The sequence below is a fragment of the Clostridium sp. UBA4395 genome (assembly GCF_002390995.1).
Classification (GTDB): domain Bacteria; phylum Bacillota; class Clostridia; order Clostridiales; family Clostridiaceae; genus Clostridium_J; species Clostridium_J sulfidigenes.
This window is the reverse complement of sequence record NZ_DGRF01000092.1, coordinates 1-16,104: the sequence shown is the minus strand read 5'-3', so window position 1 is coordinate 16,104 and position 16,104 is coordinate 1. Positions and strand designations below refer to the sequence as shown.

The following is a 16,104-nucleotide window of genomic DNA, read 5'->3' as shown; positions in this document are numbered from 1 at the left end:
TATAAGTTTTTCAGTGACCTCTAAAAATAGTATAAATTTTGTGTAGATATTCTAATTTTATATAAATAGATAAACCTAGTGATAATAGAAATTTTATCACTGGGTTTATTTTTTGTTCAGTGGGTTAATATATAATTAATTACTTTTAGATATTTAATACTTCAAAGAATATATGATTTAAATAATAATGTATAAAAATATGTGAACTTTAACAAACTATAAATAATTATATAATAGGGGGTTGTTTATGTCAGACTATAAAATGAATATATATGGACAGATTAGATTAAGCGATTATAGTTCTATTCATGACTATATGGGAATAATTGGACCGTTAGATAACTTCCAAATTGAGATGAACGAAGCAAAAGTAGAAGATGCAAAAGTATTATGTAACATTTTGGAAAGTGATAAATTTGATATAGTTGAGAGAGGAGGAAGAAATGATGGTAAGTACTATATTCATGCCACAAAACGAAGATGAAAAATTATTAAAAGATGAATTCGGAATTGGATCTCATAAAATTGTTGAGCAAAACGATAATCTTATGCTACTAGATGAATTGTTTCATGATACAAAAGTGTTACCTAATAGAATACAATTAGAGAAATTTGATATTTATAAGGATTAATGTGCTAGTATAATTAGTAGGCTTTAGATAGTATGCAAGTATGTAAGTTTTAAGAGGACTTACTATTTGCATATTTTTTTACTTATATAAAAATATAAAAATCTTAATATTCTTAGATATGAATTCAATGTATAAGCATAGAATTTAAATGTGATATATTTGCATATTTAGAGAAGTTATATTAAAATTGGTATATTAATAAGTTTTAATTTAATGTAGGAGGAGAAGAAGTGACAACAACTGTATATTTAACTCGTCATGGACAAACTCAATGGAATGTAGAAGGGAGGATGCAAGGTTGGAATGACTCTCCTTTAACAGAGCTAGGAGTAAAACAAGCAGAATGGCTTGGAGAGAGATTAAAAGGAATTAATTTAGACAAGATATACTCAAGTTCTAGTGGTAGAGCCTATAAGACAGCAGAAATAATTAATGAAAATAAGAGTGTTGAACTTATAAGTCATGATGGACTAAGAGAATTGAAATTAGGTAAATTCCAAGGATTGAACCAAGATGAAATAAAGAAAATGTATCCAGAACAATATTATAATTATTGGAATAAACCAGAAATATATAAACCTGTAGGCGATGGAGAGACCATTGAAGAGCTCATTGAAAGAATTGATAAAGCAATTATGGAAATTATAGAAGAAAATACAGGAAAAAATATTCTTATAGTTACACATACTATGCCTATAAAAGCATTACTTTGTAGTTTGGAAAATATCGATATAAGTAATTTTTGGATGGAGCCATACATAAAGCAGACAAGCCTTACAACTATAGAATTTGATGATAAAATACATAAGATAGTGCAGTGTGCAGATATATCACACCATGAATATCAAGTGAAAGAATATAATGAATAGGAAGATAATCATTGGGGGATTGTTAAGTTATGGATAGTTTCTCACTTAAACTATTGGCCTGTGTAACTATGCTAATTGATCATACAGGAGCCATATTTTTCCCAGAAATAATGTTTTTTAGAATCATTGGAAGAGTGGCATTTCCTATATATGCATTTTTAATAACAGAGGGATATAGTAGGACTAAGAATATAAAAAGATATATGTTTAGGCTATTTATTTTAGCTATCATATCACAGATACCTTACATGCTAGCATTTGAGACTAAAGGACTAAATGTATTTTTCACACTTCTTTCAGGAATATTTATTATGCTAATACTAGACAAAAAAGTTCATTGTTACAAGGTAAAGTATGATATTAAGATATCCAAAGAAGTATTTGATATTTCTATATATATAATTAAATTTGTCATTATATTAGGAATACTATATATCTTAGAGAAATTTCAATCTGATTATGCAATATATGGAGTTTGTATCATATTATGCTTTAAGATGTTTAAAGAGAATTTTAAAAAATTAACACTCTCTATGATAGGATTGAATTTTTTATATACTATACCATATTTAAAATATTTTATGGAACCATTTGGAGTAAACTTTAGAGTTTTTCTTCAAGCAACTTGCATTAATAGTTTATTTTTTATTTATCATTACAATGGGAGTGAAGGTAAAAAAATAAAATTTCTATTTTATGGGTTTTATCCACTTCACTTATTAGTTTTAGTATATATTAGATATATTCTAATATATGGTATATAATAATTATTAGGGTTTATAGAAAATACTGATGAAAAGGGGATTAATTATGAATAAGATTTTTTTTGTTACTAACAGACAAAAGTTAGGGGATGTGCTTTCTCAAAATTCTATAGCTATCTTTTTTGCTGGACAAGCTCCTTATAAGTCCGCAGATGAGACTTATCCATTTACACCAAACAGAAACTTTTATTATTTAACCGGTATTGATGAAGAAAAAATGATCATGGTGATGATAAATATTAATGGCAAAGTGTCAGAAATGTTATTTATACAAGAGAATGATCCTGTCATGGCTAAATGGGTTGGCGAAACAATAAGTGAAGATAAAGCAAAAGAAGTTTCAGGTATAGAGGATATTAAGTTTTTAAAAGATTTTGAAAGTACTATTGCAAGTTATTTTGATAGATTTAATATTAATAATGTGTATTTAGATTTAGAAAGACAAGAATTTGATATTCCACAAACATCATCTCAAAATTTTGCGGTAGATATTATGAAAAGATATCCATATGTAAGAGTTAAAAATATATATCATGATATAGCTTTACTTAGAACTATAAAAAGAGAAGAAGAAATTGAATTAATTAAAAAAGCTATAGATATAACTTATGATGGGATAAAAGAAATATGGAGTAATGCTAAACCAGGCATGAAAGAGTATGAAATTGAAGCATATTTTAATTATATTTTAAAGAAAAATGGAGTTAAGGATTTTGCATTTCCAACTATTGCAGCCACTGGAAAGAATGCAACCATACTTCATTATGTAGATAATAATACTAAGACTGAAGATGGAGAGCTTATGCTTTTAGACTTAGGGGCACAATATAAATATTACAATGGGGATATAAGTAGAACTTTTCCTATTAATGGGAAGTTTTCAGAAAGACAAAAAGAAGTATATAATATTGTATTAGAAGCTAATGAAACTGTTATGAAATCAGTAAAACCAGGAATTACTACTGGTGAATTACAAGACATAACTAAAAGAGTTCTTGCTCAGGGATGTAAGAGAATTGGACTTATAAAGGAAGACTCAGAGTTAAATAAATACTACTATCATGGTGTAGCACATCCATTAGGATTAGATACCCATGATGTAGGACCGAGAAATATAGAGCTTAAACCAGGTATGATTATTACGGATGAGCCGGGACTTTATATAGAAGAAGAAGGTATAGGTGTTAGAATTGAAGATGATATTCTAGTTACAGAGGATGGTTATGTAAATCTTTCTGCTCATATAATTAAAAGTATAGAAGATATAGAAATGTTTATGAGTAAAAATAATGATTAATTTCTTAGAAGTAAAAGTTTTTTTGCTGAAGATTTATGTATATTAATTAAAGAGTATTTTAATAAGTTCATAGAGAATTTAAGCTTCAGTAGAAGGAGTTTTTCTGCTGGGGCTTAAAACATGTTTATAGAACAATTTTTTTAATTTTACTAGGAGATATGGAGGAATTTTAATGTTAAAGAGATTTATATCTTATTACAAACCACACAAAACTCTATTTATAATTGATATGATATGTGCATTTTTAGTAGCAGCTATGGATTTAGTATTTCCTATGTTTACAAATTACCTATTAAAGGATGCAATTCCTAATAAGAATCTAAGAACAATATTAATATTTACAATTGTCTTAGTATTATTGTATGTAGTTAAGCTTATAGCAAATTATATAATAGATTATTGGGGTCATGTAATGGGTGTAAGGCTTCAATATGATATGAGAAAAGAAGTTTTTGCCCATCTACAGACATTACCATTTAGCTATTTCGATGATAATAAGACTGGAAATATTATGTCACGTATTGTTAATGATCTAATGGATATTTCTGAGCTGGCACATCATGGACCAGAAGATGTATTTATTTCAATAATAATGCTTATAGGATCCTTTGGGTTACTATGTGCTATAAATATAAAATTAACATTAATAATATTTGCTTGTATACCTATAATTATAATATTTACTATGACTAAGAGAATGAAAATGTCCAAGGCATTTTATGATGTTAGAAAGAAGATAGCTGTAGTTAATACTAAGCTAGAAAATAGTATATCAGGAATAAGAGTTGCTAAATCTTTTACTAATGAAGAATATGAAATGGAAAAGTTTGATGAAGGAAATACTCAATTTAGAACTAGTAGATCTTCTGCTTATAAATATATGGCAGAGTTCATGTCTGGAATGAGATTTTTTGTAGACATGCTAAATGTAGTTGTTTTAGGATTTGGAGGTTACTTCGTATATAAAGGGGAATTAGGCGTAATTGATCTATCTACTTATTTTCTATATGTAGCATATTTTATGCAACCAATAAGAAGATTAACATCATTTGTGGAACAATATCAATCAGGTATGTCAGGATTTAAGCGTTTTGTAGAGTTAATGGATACTAAACCAGACATAGTAGATAGTGATAATGCAAGAGAATTTAAAGATGTACAAGGTGAAATTAAGTTTAAAAATGCTACCTTTAAATATGAAGGTAGTGAAGAAATATTATCTAACATAAATTTAAAAATAGAAAAAGGTAAGACTTTAGCATTAGTTGGACCATCTGGTGGTGGTAAAACAACTATTTGTCATTTAATTCCAAGATTTTACGAACTAAATAAAGGAAAAATTACCATTGATGGAGAAGATATTAAGAACATAACATTAAAGTCCTTGAGAAAAAACATAGGAATAGTACAGCAAGATGTATTTCTATTTACAGGAACTATAAAAGATAATATTCTCTATGGAAATCCTGAAGCTGACGATGATGAGGTTATTGAAGCAGCTAAAAATGCTAATATTCACGATTTTATCATGTCACTACCAGAAGGATATGAAACTTATGTAGGGGAAAGAGGAGTAAAATTATCTGGGGGTCAAAAGCAAAGAATATCTATTGCTAGAGTATTTTTAAAGAATCCGCCTATATTAATATTAGATGAGGCTACATCAGCGCTTGATAATACTTCAGAGCTTATAATTCAAAAATCTTTAGAAAAGTTATCGAAGGGAAGAACATCTATTATAGTTGCGCATAGACTATCAACTGTTAAAAATGCAGATGAGATTGTAGTATTAACAAATAAGGGAATAGTTGAAAAAGGTGCTCACAAAGAATTGATTAATAGTGGTGAAATTTATGCTAGGTTGTATAACTCACAGTTTAATGGATATTTTAATGATTCGGAATTAGAGTTCTAAAATTATTAATGATATATCTTTAATAATCCAATCATATTATGTTATTTATTTAAGTAAAAATCATATGATAATATGATTTTTGCTTTAAATAATCTATTATATGAAATTAAAATTATTTATAATACTGGAGGAAAAGATGATTAGAAACAAAGAAAATATAGACAAACTATTAAATGATTTAAAGGAGTTTAGCTATGATAAAGATGGTGCTCTTATTGATGTAATTTTAAATGAAAATCTAAATGTTAAAATAAGATGTTATGAAGAAAAATTCATTAAAATAGAGTATTATGATTATGACAATGCTATATCTACTTTATACAAAGATAGAAAATATATAAATAAAGTGCTTTTCCAATAGGGAAGGTACTTTATTTATATACATTTTTAAAAATAATTACAAATTATGGTTTGTCATTGCTAGAATTGGATAGACTAAATATTATAGTATTAGCATTTTGATATATAGATAAAGGGGTTTGTGTAATGTTTAATAAATATAATGATAGAGCAAGACAAGCATTGATGTATGCTCACGGAGAAGCGAAAAGATTTAGACATGGGTATGTAGGCACTGAACATGTATTATTAGGTATTGTGGAAGAGGGCGGCATAGCAGCTAAGGCTCTAGAAAATATGTGTGTTGATGAAATAAAGATTAAAGATAAAATAGAAAAATTAGTTGGCTATGGTGAGGATGAGATATATCCAGAAGATATATATTTTACTCCTAGAACTAAAAAGATGATGGAAGTTAGCCTAGTAGAAGCCAGAAATTTAAATGATAAATTTGTATCTCCGGAGCATATATTATTAGCTATACTTAAAGAAGAAGAGGGTGTAGCCTATACAATATTAGACAATTTAGGAACAAACTTCAATGAATTGCTTGGAATGTTATCCTATAATAAAAAACAATGTGAAATATCATTAAGCAGTAATTCTGACTTTCATGACAGTAGAACTGAAATGAAAATAGAGGAGCCATACAAGTCTAAAAGAAATAAAACTCCAATGATTGATAAGTATGGGAAGGATTTAACTAGATATGCTAGTGAAAACAAGCTTGATCCAGTTATAGGAAGAGAAAGGGATACAGAAAGAGTTTTAGAAATATTATGTAGGAGGCTAAAAAATAATCCATGTTTAATTGGAGATCCTGGAGTGGGCAAGACAGCCATAGTTGAGGGATTAGCACAAAAAATTCAAAGTGATGATGTACCAGAAATGTTATTAAATAAGAGAGTAATCAGTATAGACATGGCTTCTATGGTTGCAGGAGCAAAATATAGAGGAGAATTTGAAGATAGGTTAAAATCTTTAATGGATGAAGTTTGTAAGAGTGAGGATATTATTTTATTCATTGATGAAATTCATACTATAGTAGGAGCTGGTAGTGCGGAAGGTGCAATAGATGCTTCTAACATTTTAAAACCTGCCCTTGCAAGAGGTGAGCTTCAATGCATAGGAGCTACAACCGTAGATGAATATAGAAAGTATATTGAAAAGGATTCTGCTTTAGAAAGAAGATTTCAACCAATTATAATTGAAGAACCTTCTAAGGAAGATGCTATTCAAATACTTAAAGGGTTAAAGAATAAGTATGAAGAACATCATTCAATTAGAATTACAGATGAAGCTATAAGTGCAGCAGTAAATTTATCAGATAGATATATATCAAATAGATACCTACCAGATAAAGCAATAGATCTTTTAGATGAAGCAGGGGCTAAAAGTAGAATAGAAAATTTACAAAGAAATGAAGTTGGAATTTTGGAGCAGAAGCTTAAGAAAAAAATTGAAGAAAAATTACAAGCAATAGATATTCAAGATTTTGAAAAGGCAGCATACATCAGAGATAAAGAATATGAATTAAGACAACAATTAAACTCTAGAAAAAGAACGTTAGTAGAAAGTAATGAAGAAATCAAGATAACGGTAGATGAGGCAGAGATTGCAAGAGTTTTATCAACATGGACTAAAATACCGTTAGAGAAACTTACGTCTAAAGAAACTGATAGATTATTAAATTTAGAGAACATTCTTCATAAAAGAGTTATAGGTCAGGATGAAGCTATTGAAGCTATTGCAAAGGCCATAAGGAGATCAAGGGTAGGACTAAGAGATTGCAAGAGACCTATAGGGAGCTTTATATTTCTAGGACCAACAGGGGTAGGAAAAACTGAATTATCTAAAGCGCTTGCAGAAACTATGTTTGATGATGAAAATTCAATAATTAGAATAGATATGACGGAATATATGGAAAAACACTCTGTATCAAAGCTAATTGGTTCACCACCAGGTTATATAGGGTTTAATGAAGGAGGTCAATTAACAGAGAAAGTTAGGAGAAGTCCATATTCGGTAATACTATTTGATGAAATAGAAAAGGCACATGAAGATATATTTAATATTTTACTTCAGGTACTAGAAGATGGAAGACTTACTGATTCTAAGGGAAGGGTTGTAGATTTTAGGAATACTATAATTATAATGACTTCTAATGCAGGAGCATCTACTATAAAAAAACACCGTTCTATAGGATTTGAAAGATTATCTGATGATAAAAATTGTGATAATGAATATAAAAATATGAAAGAAATTATACTTGGCGAAATAAAGAATATCTTTAAGCCAGAACTTTTAAATAGAATTGACGATATAGTAGTATTTCATAAACTTAAAGATGAACACATAATTAAAATTGTTGATATAATCACAAATAATCTATGTGAAAGAGCTAAGCAAAATGATATTATATTAAGGTTTACAGATGAAGCTAAAACATTCATAAGCAAACAAAAAAGAGATAAAGAGTACGGAGCTAGACCTTTAAGAAGAATTATAACTGATATGATTGAGGATAGACTATCTGATGAGATTCTTAAAGGAAATTTCAAAAAGAGTGATATCATACAAATAACAGTTGAAAAAGATGTGTTGAAGTTTATTAAGTGTAGCTAATTACTTCATTGTGTTTAAACAAAAATAGGTATATAATTATGATAGGTATAATACCATATATTTTTAACCACTTTATATAAGTGGTTTTTTTATAGTTAAGAACAATATAATTTACTATATAAAATAATGGTTAAACTCATAGTATAATAAGTATTTTAATTAATGGTTAAGAAATAATAAATTAATATAAAAAATTAAAGGAGCAGATTATGGCAAAGATTAAAAAAGTATATATATGTAATGAGTGTGGCTATGAAGCTCCAAAGTGGTATGGAAAATGTCCTGGATGTAATAGCTGGAACACTATGGGAGAAGAAGTCAAAAGTGAAGCAGTAACTAATTTTAAAAGGTCAGTTACTATGTCTTCTGGAAATAAGCCAAAGAATATTACGGATGTAAAATCCAGTGAATATGAAAGGTTAGATACAGGAATTGGGGAATTAAATAGGGTTGTAGGTGGTGGACTTGTAAAGGGATCATTAACTTTAATATCTGGAGATCCTGGTATTGGTAAGTCTACTATATTGCTACAGAGTGCCAGTAATATTTCACTAAAGTATGGAAAGGTTCTGTATGTATCTGGAGAAGAGTCAGAAGAGCAAATAAAAATGAGAGCGGAACGTCTGAAAGCTACTGGAAAAGAGCTTTATGTGGTATCGGAAACCAACATAGATATTATAGAAGAGCATATAACTGAAATGGAGCCAAGATTTATAATAATAGATTCTATTCAAACATTATATAAACCAACTATTTCGTCTGCTCCAGGGAGTGTATCTCAGGTAAGAGAATGTACTAATGATTTAATGAGAATAGGAAAGACAAAGAATATTCCATTATTTATTGTTGCCCATGTAACTAAACAAGGAGAATTGGCTGGACCAAGAGTTCTTGAACATATGGTGGATACAGTTCTATATTTTGAGGGAGAGCGAACACAAGAGTTTAGAATATTAAGAACCATAAAAAATCGTTTTGGAACTACTAGTGAAATTGGTGTGTTTGAAATGAGAGAAAGTGGTCTTGAGGAAGTAAATGATGCATCTTCAGTATTTTTGCAAGAAAAATCTATGCAACAGGAAGGATCAGTAGTCATTGGGATAGTTGAAGGAACTAGACCTATTTTAGTAGAAATTCAAGCCTTAGCAAGTGAAACTAAAGCTCCGATGCCACGTAGAACTGCAGTAGGTGTTGATAACCAGAGGTTAAGTTTGATATTAGCGGTATTAGAAAAAAAATTAAGAGTTCCCTTTTATAACAGTGATGTGTATGTTAACGTGGTAGGTGGACTTAACATTGACGGTACATATGGAGATTTAGGAATAGTTTTAGCGTTAATATCTAGTGTTAAAGCAAAGGAAATTAAAATAGAAAATTTATTAATTATAGGAGAAGTAGGGTTAACTGGAGAAGTTAGGCCTATAGCGCATGCAGAGAAAATTATAAATGAAGCAATAAAGATGGGCTTTACTAATGTAATACTACCAAATAAAAATAAAGCAAAAATAACTAATAAGGGAATAAATTTAATTGGAGTGGATACAGTTAGAGAAGCAGTATCAAAGATTTTTTAATAATATATAAGAGGACAGTAAATTGTTAAATTAATAATGGAGGAAAATAATGAGGGAACAAGAGCAAAAAGAACTTATGGAAATACTAAAAATTATGTCCCCGGGAACCCTACTGAGGGAAGGATTAGATAATATATTAAGAGCTAAAACTGGAGGATTAATAGTATTAAGTGATAGTAACGCCATATTAGATATGGTAGATGGAGGATTTTCAATAAAATCAGAATATACTCCAGCATATATATATGAACTAGCAAAGATGGATGGAGCTATAGTTATAAGTAGTGACTTAAAGAGGATATTATACGCTAATACACAGCTGATGCCAAATCCATCTATAACTACTCAAGAAACTGGAACTAGACATAGAACAGCTCAAAGAGTTGCAAAGGAAACTGGTGATATAGTAGTAGCAATATCTCAAAGAAGGAATATAATCACCGTATATAAAGATGATATAAAATATGTCCTTAGAGAAAGTAGTGATGTATTAGCTAAGGCTAATCAAGCTATTCAAACCTTAGAAAAATATCAGTTAGTTTTAGAAAGAGTAATAAGTAATTTAAACTTACTGGAGTTACAAGATTTATCAACCCTTTTAGATGTAGTCACAGCAATACAGAGAAATGAAATGGTTATGAGAATAGTTTGTGAGATAGAAACGTACATATGTGAGTTGGGGAATGAAGGTAGACTTATATCTATGCAATTAGGAGAATTAATCAAGGGCGTTGAACAAGAAGGAGTATTTCTTGTGAGAGACTATTGTAGTGATGCTGAGAAATATCTTGATGTTTATAGGAATATAGAAAAATTATCATCTATAGAGTTATTGGACCTTGATATGATAGCTAAGGTATTAGGATATGGTGGAGTTCCTTTAGTTGATAATTTAATATCTACAAAAGGATATAGAATATTAAACAAAATACCTAGATTACCATCGACAATTATAGAAAATCTAATAAAACATTTCGGAGAGCTTCAAGTGGTAATGAAAGCATCTTATGATGATTTAGATTTAGTTGATGGTGTAGGAGAAGCAAGAGCTAAAACCATTAAAAATGGTCTAAGAAGATTAAAAGAGCAATTTATATTAGATAAACAAATATAGCACAAAACAATTAAGTTTGTGCTATATTTGTCATCTTAAATTAATTTTATCGAAGGTAGTTATGTTTTTGTATTCAGTTAAGAGTACATCATATAAGTTTATATCTAAACTATTACATAAGGAAGTTATATAGAATAGGTGATTGCCAATTTCTCGTTCGATGATTTTACGGCAATTATCACATAGCTCTCCTTGTATATGGGAACTAAGAGGTATATCTAAATCATCTAAGGTTAATTTATCTATGGTGTTTTCCTTATCATCATTCAATGAATAATTTATACCCTGCTTTTCAGCTTTAATTTTAACACAACCGCAACTAGTAACAGCTTTTACTACGGATCTGTTAACTCTACTTTCAGATTCCTGCAATTTGCTTAGTATGTCAAGTATACTTTTATGTCTTAATAAAGAACTATCTACAGAATTTTGAAATTCATCAAATATTAGATCCTTCATAACTTTCACTCCTTTATAAATAAAGTTACTTACTTGGAATACCTTTATTTATATAATATATCAATATTACTATTATTCATAGGGGGTAATTTTACTGTTAACAATTTATTTTATGTAAAGAAGTGGTAAATGTGAGTATTACAAATATTTTTATATTGAAAATTATTTGTTAATTATTATTTGAGAATATCAAATATTTTAAATGTTAATATTATATATAGTTAATCAAATTTTAGTTAATATTCTAATAATCCATTGAAATGTAATTGATGATAATATATATTTAATTTAGTAGGATATTATGGAGAAAATTTGTAAATAATCACAATATAGGTTAAAAAATTAAGGAGGTGCTGTGGTGTTAAAGAAAATATTAAGGGCTTTGTTTACCTTAATAGGAGGAACATTAGGATATGTTTTAGGTGCATGGGGAAATTCTACGGAACTTTTACCTAAGTTAGGAATAAACAATACAGGTTTTATTTCAATAATATTTGTTATATTATGTATTATTTTTATTGGACTTATATTTTATTTTATTTCACCTTTTATAAACTCAGGAATTGTTAAAGCTATGGAATACTTAGAAAGGTCTGCTCAAAAGATTCCAATAGTAGATATTGTATTTGCAGGTATAGGAGCTTTAATTGGACTTATAATATCAGTATTATTATCTACACTTATTAGAGTGGATTCCATAATAATAACCATAATATCCGTAATTGTTACGGTAATAATTACTGTTTTATTTGCAGATATATGCGTAAGAAAAAAAGATGAAATTATACATGTGTTTACAAGCTTTAAAAAGCCTGGAGCTAATAAGGATTCTAAGATAAAGAATGTTGGCGATAAGCTAAGCCCTAAGGTGTTAGACACATCAGTAATAATTGATGGAAGAATATTTGATATATGTCAAAGTGGTTTTATTGAAAGTACTTTAGTAATTCCTACTTTTGTTTTAGATGAGCTTAGACATATTGCAGATTCCTCAGATTCTTTAAAAAGGACAAAAGGAAGAAGGGGATTAGATATACTTAATAAAATACAGAAAGAGTTAAGTATAGATGTAGAAATATGGGAAGGCGATTTTGAAGATATTAAGGAAGTAGATGTTAAATTACTTAAACTTGCTCAAGTATTGAATGGAAAGGTAATTACTAATGATTATAACTTAAATAAAGTTGCAGAACTTCAGGGAGTACCTGTATTAAATATTAATGAGTTAGCAAATGCTGTAAAACCTGTTTTATTACCAGGAGAAGTTATGAAAACACAGGTAATTAAAGATGGAAAAGAGTCAGGCCAAGGGGTTGCATATTTAGATGATGGAACTATGATTGTCATTGAAGAAGGTAGAAAATATATTGGTGAAAATATATTTGTAGTAGTTACTTCAGTACTTCAAACAGCAGCAGGAAGAATGATATTTGCAAAACCAAAGGAACAATAGTTTTTTATTAAGAAAAATTAAGCGCTAATTTATGATTAGTTTAAGGTTAATTTATTGGAGGAATTATGAGAAAAAATACAGCGATAATATTGGCTGCAGGACAAGGGAAAAGAATGGGATCAAATGTAAACAAGCAGTTTTTGACTTTGGCAGAAAAACCAGTATTATATCATACTATAAAGGCTTTTTCTGACAATAAAAATATAGATGATATTATAGTTCTGTGTGCAGAAGATGAGATGGAGCATTGTAAAAAGAATATAATTGAAAAATATGACCTTAAAAAAGTTAGAACTTTAGTAAAAGGTGGTAAGGAAAGACAAGACTCTGTATACAATGGATTAAAGGCAATAGAAGCTTGTGACATAGTATTAATCCACGATGGAGCTAGACCATTTGTTACTGAGAATATAATAAATGATGGCATTAAGAATGCTGAAAAATATGGTGCATGTACTTGTGGAGTTAAATCAAAGGACACTATAAAAATTAAGGATAAAGAAGGGTTTGCCAAGGAAACCTTAAATAGAGAGGATACTTTTATAGTTCAAACCCCTCAGTGTTTTAAGTATGATATTATATTATTCTGCCATGAAAAATTAAGAAAGACTAAAGAGCGAGTTACTGATGATGCTATGGTTGTTGAAAAATTTGATAGAAAAGTATATCTTTATGAGGGTAGTTATTTAAATATAAAGCTTACAACTCCAGAAGATATGATAATTGGAGAAAATATTTTAAAAATAAAATATAAATATGTAGGCAATATTTAAATATGTATGATATAATGATATTTATTAAAATTTAATATTAATATGTGATGAGGAAGAATAGTAGAAACATACCCACAGAGAGAAAATTCACCGGCTGAAAGATTTTCACAGGTTTTGAACCTGCTTCTGAGCAGTAGTTTTAACTACCGGCATGAGCCGTTATAAAATGAAGTATAAATTTTAGGTGGTACCGCGATAGAATTCGCCCTAATCAGGGTGGGTTCTATTTTTTTATTAATAAATATAATTACGAGGTGAATGGAAGATGAAGTTATCAAAGATGTTAATAAGTACACTAAGAGAAGTTCCGGGTGAAGCAGAGATAGCAAGCCATCAACTTATGTTAAGAGCTGGAATGATAAGAAAATCAGCTACAGGAATATACACTTTCATGCCAAATGGAGTTAGAGTGTTAAAAAATGTAGAAAATATAGTTAGAGAAGAAATGGATAGAGCAGGTGCTCAAGAATTTTTAGCTTCTGCACTTATACCAGCAAATCTATGGCAAGAATCTGGAAGATGGGATGTAATGGGATCAGAGATGATTAGGCTTAAAGATCGAAATGGAAGAGATTTTTGTCTTGGACCAACCCATGAAGAAGTATTTACAGATTTAGCGAGAAATGAAATTAAATCTTATAAACAATTACCATTAAATCTTTATCAAATTCAAACCAAATATAGAGATGAGAGAAGACCTAGATTTGGAGTTATGAGATCAAGAGAATTCATAATGAAAGATGCATATAGTTTTGATAAAGATAATGAAGGATTAGATATATCTTACATGAAGATGTATGAAGCATATAATAAGATATTTACTAGATGTGATTTAGAATTTAGCGCTGTTGAAGCAGATTCAGGAGCTATGGGAGGATCAGGTTCAGCAGAGTTTATGGTTAAATCTGATATAGGAGAGGATGAAATAGCTTTCTGTACTGGTTGTAATTATGCTGCGAATACAGAAAAGGCTACATCTAAACTGGAAGATGCAGAGAAAGAAGAAGAAAAGGAATTAAAGAAGATAGCAACTCCAGATGTAAGAACTATAGAAGAGTTAGTAACTTTCTTTAATACTAGTAACAAGAAGTTTGCAAAGACTCTAATATATAAAGCTGATGGCAAAGTTGTGGCAGTAATGGTTAGAGGAGATAGAAGCTTAAATGAAACTAAGGTTTCTAATGCATTAGGTGGAATTATGGAATTAGAAATGGCAGATGCAGAAACTGTCTTAAAGGTTACATCAGCAGAAATAGGATTTGCTGGTCCAATTGGATTACAAGTAGATACACTACTAGTAGATGAAGAAGTTACTAGAATGAGTAATTTTATAGTTGGAGCTAATGATACAGGATATCACTATGAAAATGTAAATTATGAAAGAGATTTTGACGGCATAGTAGGAGATTATAAACTCGTAGCAGAGGGGGATATGTGTCCTAAGTGTGGAAGCCCAATAAATATTAGAAGAGGGGTAGAAGTTGGACATATATTTAAGCTTGGAACTAAGTATTCAGAATCTATGGGAGCTAACTATTTAGATGAAAATGGTAAAGAGAAACCTCTAGTAATGGGATGTTATGGAATTGGTATTAACAGGACTGTAGCAGCTATAATTGAACAGCATCATGATGAAAATGGAATCCTTTGGCCAATGGCTGTTGCACCATATAAAGTAATAGTAATGCCTGCTAATGTTAAAAATGAAGAACAAATGAATAGAGCTGAGAAAATCTATGAGGATCTTAAAACTAGAGGAGTAGATGTACTTTTAGATGATAGAAATGAAAGAGTTGGAGTTAAGTTTAAGGATGCTGACTTAATTGGAATTCCAATAAGAGTAACAGTAGGTAAAAAAGTAGTTGAAGATATAGTTGAATTTAAGTTAAGAAAAAATCAAGATATTGAAGAAGTAAATATAGAAGATGTAGTAGTCAGAATAGAGAAAGAGTTTTTAGAAAATAATTTAAAGTTTTAGTCATTTGTTATAAAGTAAATTATTTCATTGTAAGTAAATAGGACTGTATTAATAAAATATAGTCCTATTTTACTATGATTTTTGAAATTGGTTTTTAGAAAGCTCTGTGGTTAATCGAAGTGATAAAATTTAAAGAGAATTTATATTTTCATATAATATATTTTCATATAATATATATTCAACTATATAAATATGTTAATAGGAAACTATATAAATATATAACTATATAACTAGTTAACTAGCATTTCTTTTTTAAAACTAAAAAAACTTTTTAAAAAAAAAAAAAAACATATAAAAAAATAAGAATAAGGA

14 protein-coding genes are annotated in these 16,104 nt (G+C 29.0%); 13 read left to right on the top strand and 1 reads right to left on the bottom strand.

Annotation, left to right across the window (positions count from 1 at the left end):
* Positions 1–247: 247 nt before the first annotated feature.
* The 10 genes from B2694_RS17125 to disA all read left to right on the top strand — a co-directional run bounded on the left by B2694_RS17125 (position 248) and on the right by disA (position 11,129).
* Positions 248–484, top strand: a complete 237-nt coding sequence (locus B2694_RS17125) for a hypothetical protein (protein ID WP_346886781.1) — start codon at positions 248–250, stop codon at positions 482–484.
* Positions 444–632: a hypothetical protein gene (locus tag B2694_RS17120; RefSeq protein WP_346849271.1), complete on the top strand. Its 189-nt coding sequence runs from the start codon at positions 444–446 to the stop codon at positions 630–632. The genes B2694_RS17125 and B2694_RS17120 overlap by 41 nt, the downstream gene beginning before the upstream one ends.
* Before the next feature lie 230 nt (positions 633–862).
* Entirely contained in the window at positions 863–1,501 is a 639-nt protein-coding gene (locus tag B2694_RS17115) for a histidine phosphatase family protein (protein ID WP_346886780.1), read from the top strand.
* Between the two features lie 29 nt (positions 1,502–1,530).
* The gene (locus B2694_RS17110; RefSeq protein ID WP_346886779.1) at positions 1,531–2,265 is read left to right on the top strand and encodes a TraX family protein; all 735 of its coding nucleotides are present in this window, start codon (positions 1,531–1,533) and stop codon (positions 2,263–2,265) included.
* A gap of 46 nt (positions 2,266–2,311) precedes the next feature.
* Positions 2,312–3,562, top strand: coding sequence for an aminopeptidase P family protein (locus tag B2694_RS17105; protein ID WP_346886778.1), 1,251 nt, complete (start codon positions 2,312–2,314; stop codon positions 3,560–3,562).
* Between the two features lie 172 nt (positions 3,563–3,734).
* On the top strand, positions 3,735–5,477 hold the full coding sequence (locus tag B2694_RS17100) for an ABC transporter ATP-binding protein (RefSeq protein WP_346886777.1): 1,743 nt from the start codon (positions 3,735–3,737) through the stop codon (positions 5,475–5,477).
* 136 nt (positions 5,478–5,613) lie between these two features.
* Positions 5,614–5,838 (top strand): hypothetical protein, encoded by a 225-nt coding sequence (locus B2694_RS17095; RefSeq protein WP_346886776.1) that lies wholly within the window; start codon positions 5,614–5,616, stop codon positions 5,836–5,838.
* A 125-nt stretch (positions 5,839–5,963) separates the two neighbouring features.
* Positions 5,964–8,441 carry an ATP-dependent Clp protease ATP-binding subunit gene (locus B2694_RS17090; protein WP_346886775.1) on the top strand — a complete coding sequence of 826 codons (2,478 nt, stop codon included), beginning with the start codon at positions 5,964–5,966 and terminating at the stop codon, positions 8,439–8,441.
* Positions 8,442–8,650: 209 nt separating this feature from the next.
* Positions 8,651–10,015, top strand: a complete 1,365-nt coding sequence (gene radA / locus B2694_RS17085; protein WP_035135185.1) for a DNA repair protein RadA — start codon at positions 8,651–8,653, stop codon at positions 10,013–10,015.
* 49 nt (positions 10,016–10,064) lie between these two features.
* Positions 10,065–11,129, top strand: coding sequence for a DNA integrity scanning diadenylate cyclase DisA (gene disA, locus B2694_RS17080; protein WP_346886774.1), 1,065 nt, complete (start codon positions 10,065–10,067; stop codon positions 11,127–11,129).
* A 30-nt stretch (positions 11,130–11,159) separates the two neighbouring features.
* Here the strand turns inward: disA and B2694_RS17075 are convergent, their stop codons facing one another.
* Positions 11,160–11,588: a DUF1573 domain-containing protein gene (locus B2694_RS17075; RefSeq protein ID WP_150843587.1), complete on the bottom strand. Its 429-nt coding sequence runs from the start codon at positions 11,586–11,588 to the stop codon at positions 11,160–11,162.
* 358 nt (positions 11,589–11,946) lie between these two features.
* Here B2694_RS17075 and B2694_RS17070 point away from each other — a divergent pair, with 358 nt between their 5' ends.
* The 3 genes from B2694_RS17070 (at position 11,947) to B2694_RS17060 (ending at position 15,792) form a co-directional block, all read left to right on the top strand.
* Positions 11,947–13,041, top strand: coding sequence for a PIN/TRAM domain-containing protein (locus tag B2694_RS17070; protein ID WP_346886773.1), 1,095 nt, complete (start codon positions 11,947–11,949; stop codon positions 13,039–13,041).
* A gap of 65 nt (positions 13,042–13,106) precedes the next feature.
* Positions 13,107–13,814: a 2-C-methyl-D-erythritol 4-phosphate cytidylyltransferase gene (gene ispD / locus B2694_RS17065; RefSeq protein ID WP_346886772.1), complete on the top strand. Its 708-nt coding sequence runs from the start codon at positions 13,107–13,109 to the stop codon at positions 13,812–13,814.
* 265 nt (positions 13,815–14,079) lie between these two features.
* On the top strand, positions 14,080–15,792 hold the full coding sequence (locus B2694_RS17060) for a proline--tRNA ligase (protein ID WP_346886771.1): 1,713 nt from the start codon (positions 14,080–14,082) through the stop codon (positions 15,790–15,792).
* Positions 15,793–16,104 lie beyond the last annotated feature (312 nt).

What these genes read in the sequence shown, in the direction of transcription:
- B2694_RS17125 (WP_346886781.1), top strand. Translation starts at nt 248, where the DNA reads ATGTCAGACTATAAAATGAATATATATGGACAGATTAGATTAAGCGAT.
- B2694_RS17120 (WP_346849271.1), top strand. Translation starts at nt 444, where the DNA reads ATGATGGTAAGTACTATATTCATGCCACAAAACGAAGATGAAAAATTA.
- B2694_RS17110 (WP_346886779.1), top strand. Translation starts at nt 1,531, where the DNA reads ATGGATAGTTTCTCACTTAAACTATTGGCCTGTGTAACTATGCTAATT.
- B2694_RS17105 (WP_346886778.1), top strand. Translation starts at nt 2,312, where the DNA reads ATGAATAAGATTTTTTTTGTTACTAACAGACAAAAGTTAGGGGATGTG.
- B2694_RS17100 (WP_346886777.1), top strand. Translation starts at nt 3,735, where the DNA reads ATGTTAAAGAGATTTATATCTTATTACAAACCACACAAAACTCTATTT.
- B2694_RS17095 (WP_346886776.1), top strand. Translation starts at nt 5,614, where the DNA reads ATGATTAGAAACAAAGAAAATATAGACAAACTATTAAATGATTTAAAG.
- B2694_RS17090 (WP_346886775.1), top strand. Translation starts at nt 5,964, where the DNA reads ATGTTTAATAAATATAATGATAGAGCAAGACAAGCATTGATGTATGCT.
- radA (WP_035135185.1), top strand. Translation starts at nt 8,651, where the DNA reads ATGGCAAAGATTAAAAAAGTATATATATGTAATGAGTGTGGCTATGAA.
- disA (WP_346886774.1), top strand. Translation starts at nt 10,065, where the DNA reads ATGAGGGAACAAGAGCAAAAAGAACTTATGGAAATACTAAAAATTATG.
- B2694_RS17075 (WP_150843587.1), bottom strand. Translation starts at nt 11,588, where the DNA reads ATGAAGGATCTAATATTTGATGAATTTCAAAATTCTGTAGATAGTTCT.
- ispD (WP_346886772.1), top strand. Translation starts at nt 13,107, where the DNA reads ATGAGAAAAAATACAGCGATAATATTGGCTGCAGGACAAGGGAAAAGA.
- B2694_RS17060 (WP_346886771.1), top strand. Translation starts at nt 14,080, where the DNA reads ATGAAGTTATCAAAGATGTTAATAAGTACACTAAGAGAAGTTCCGGGT.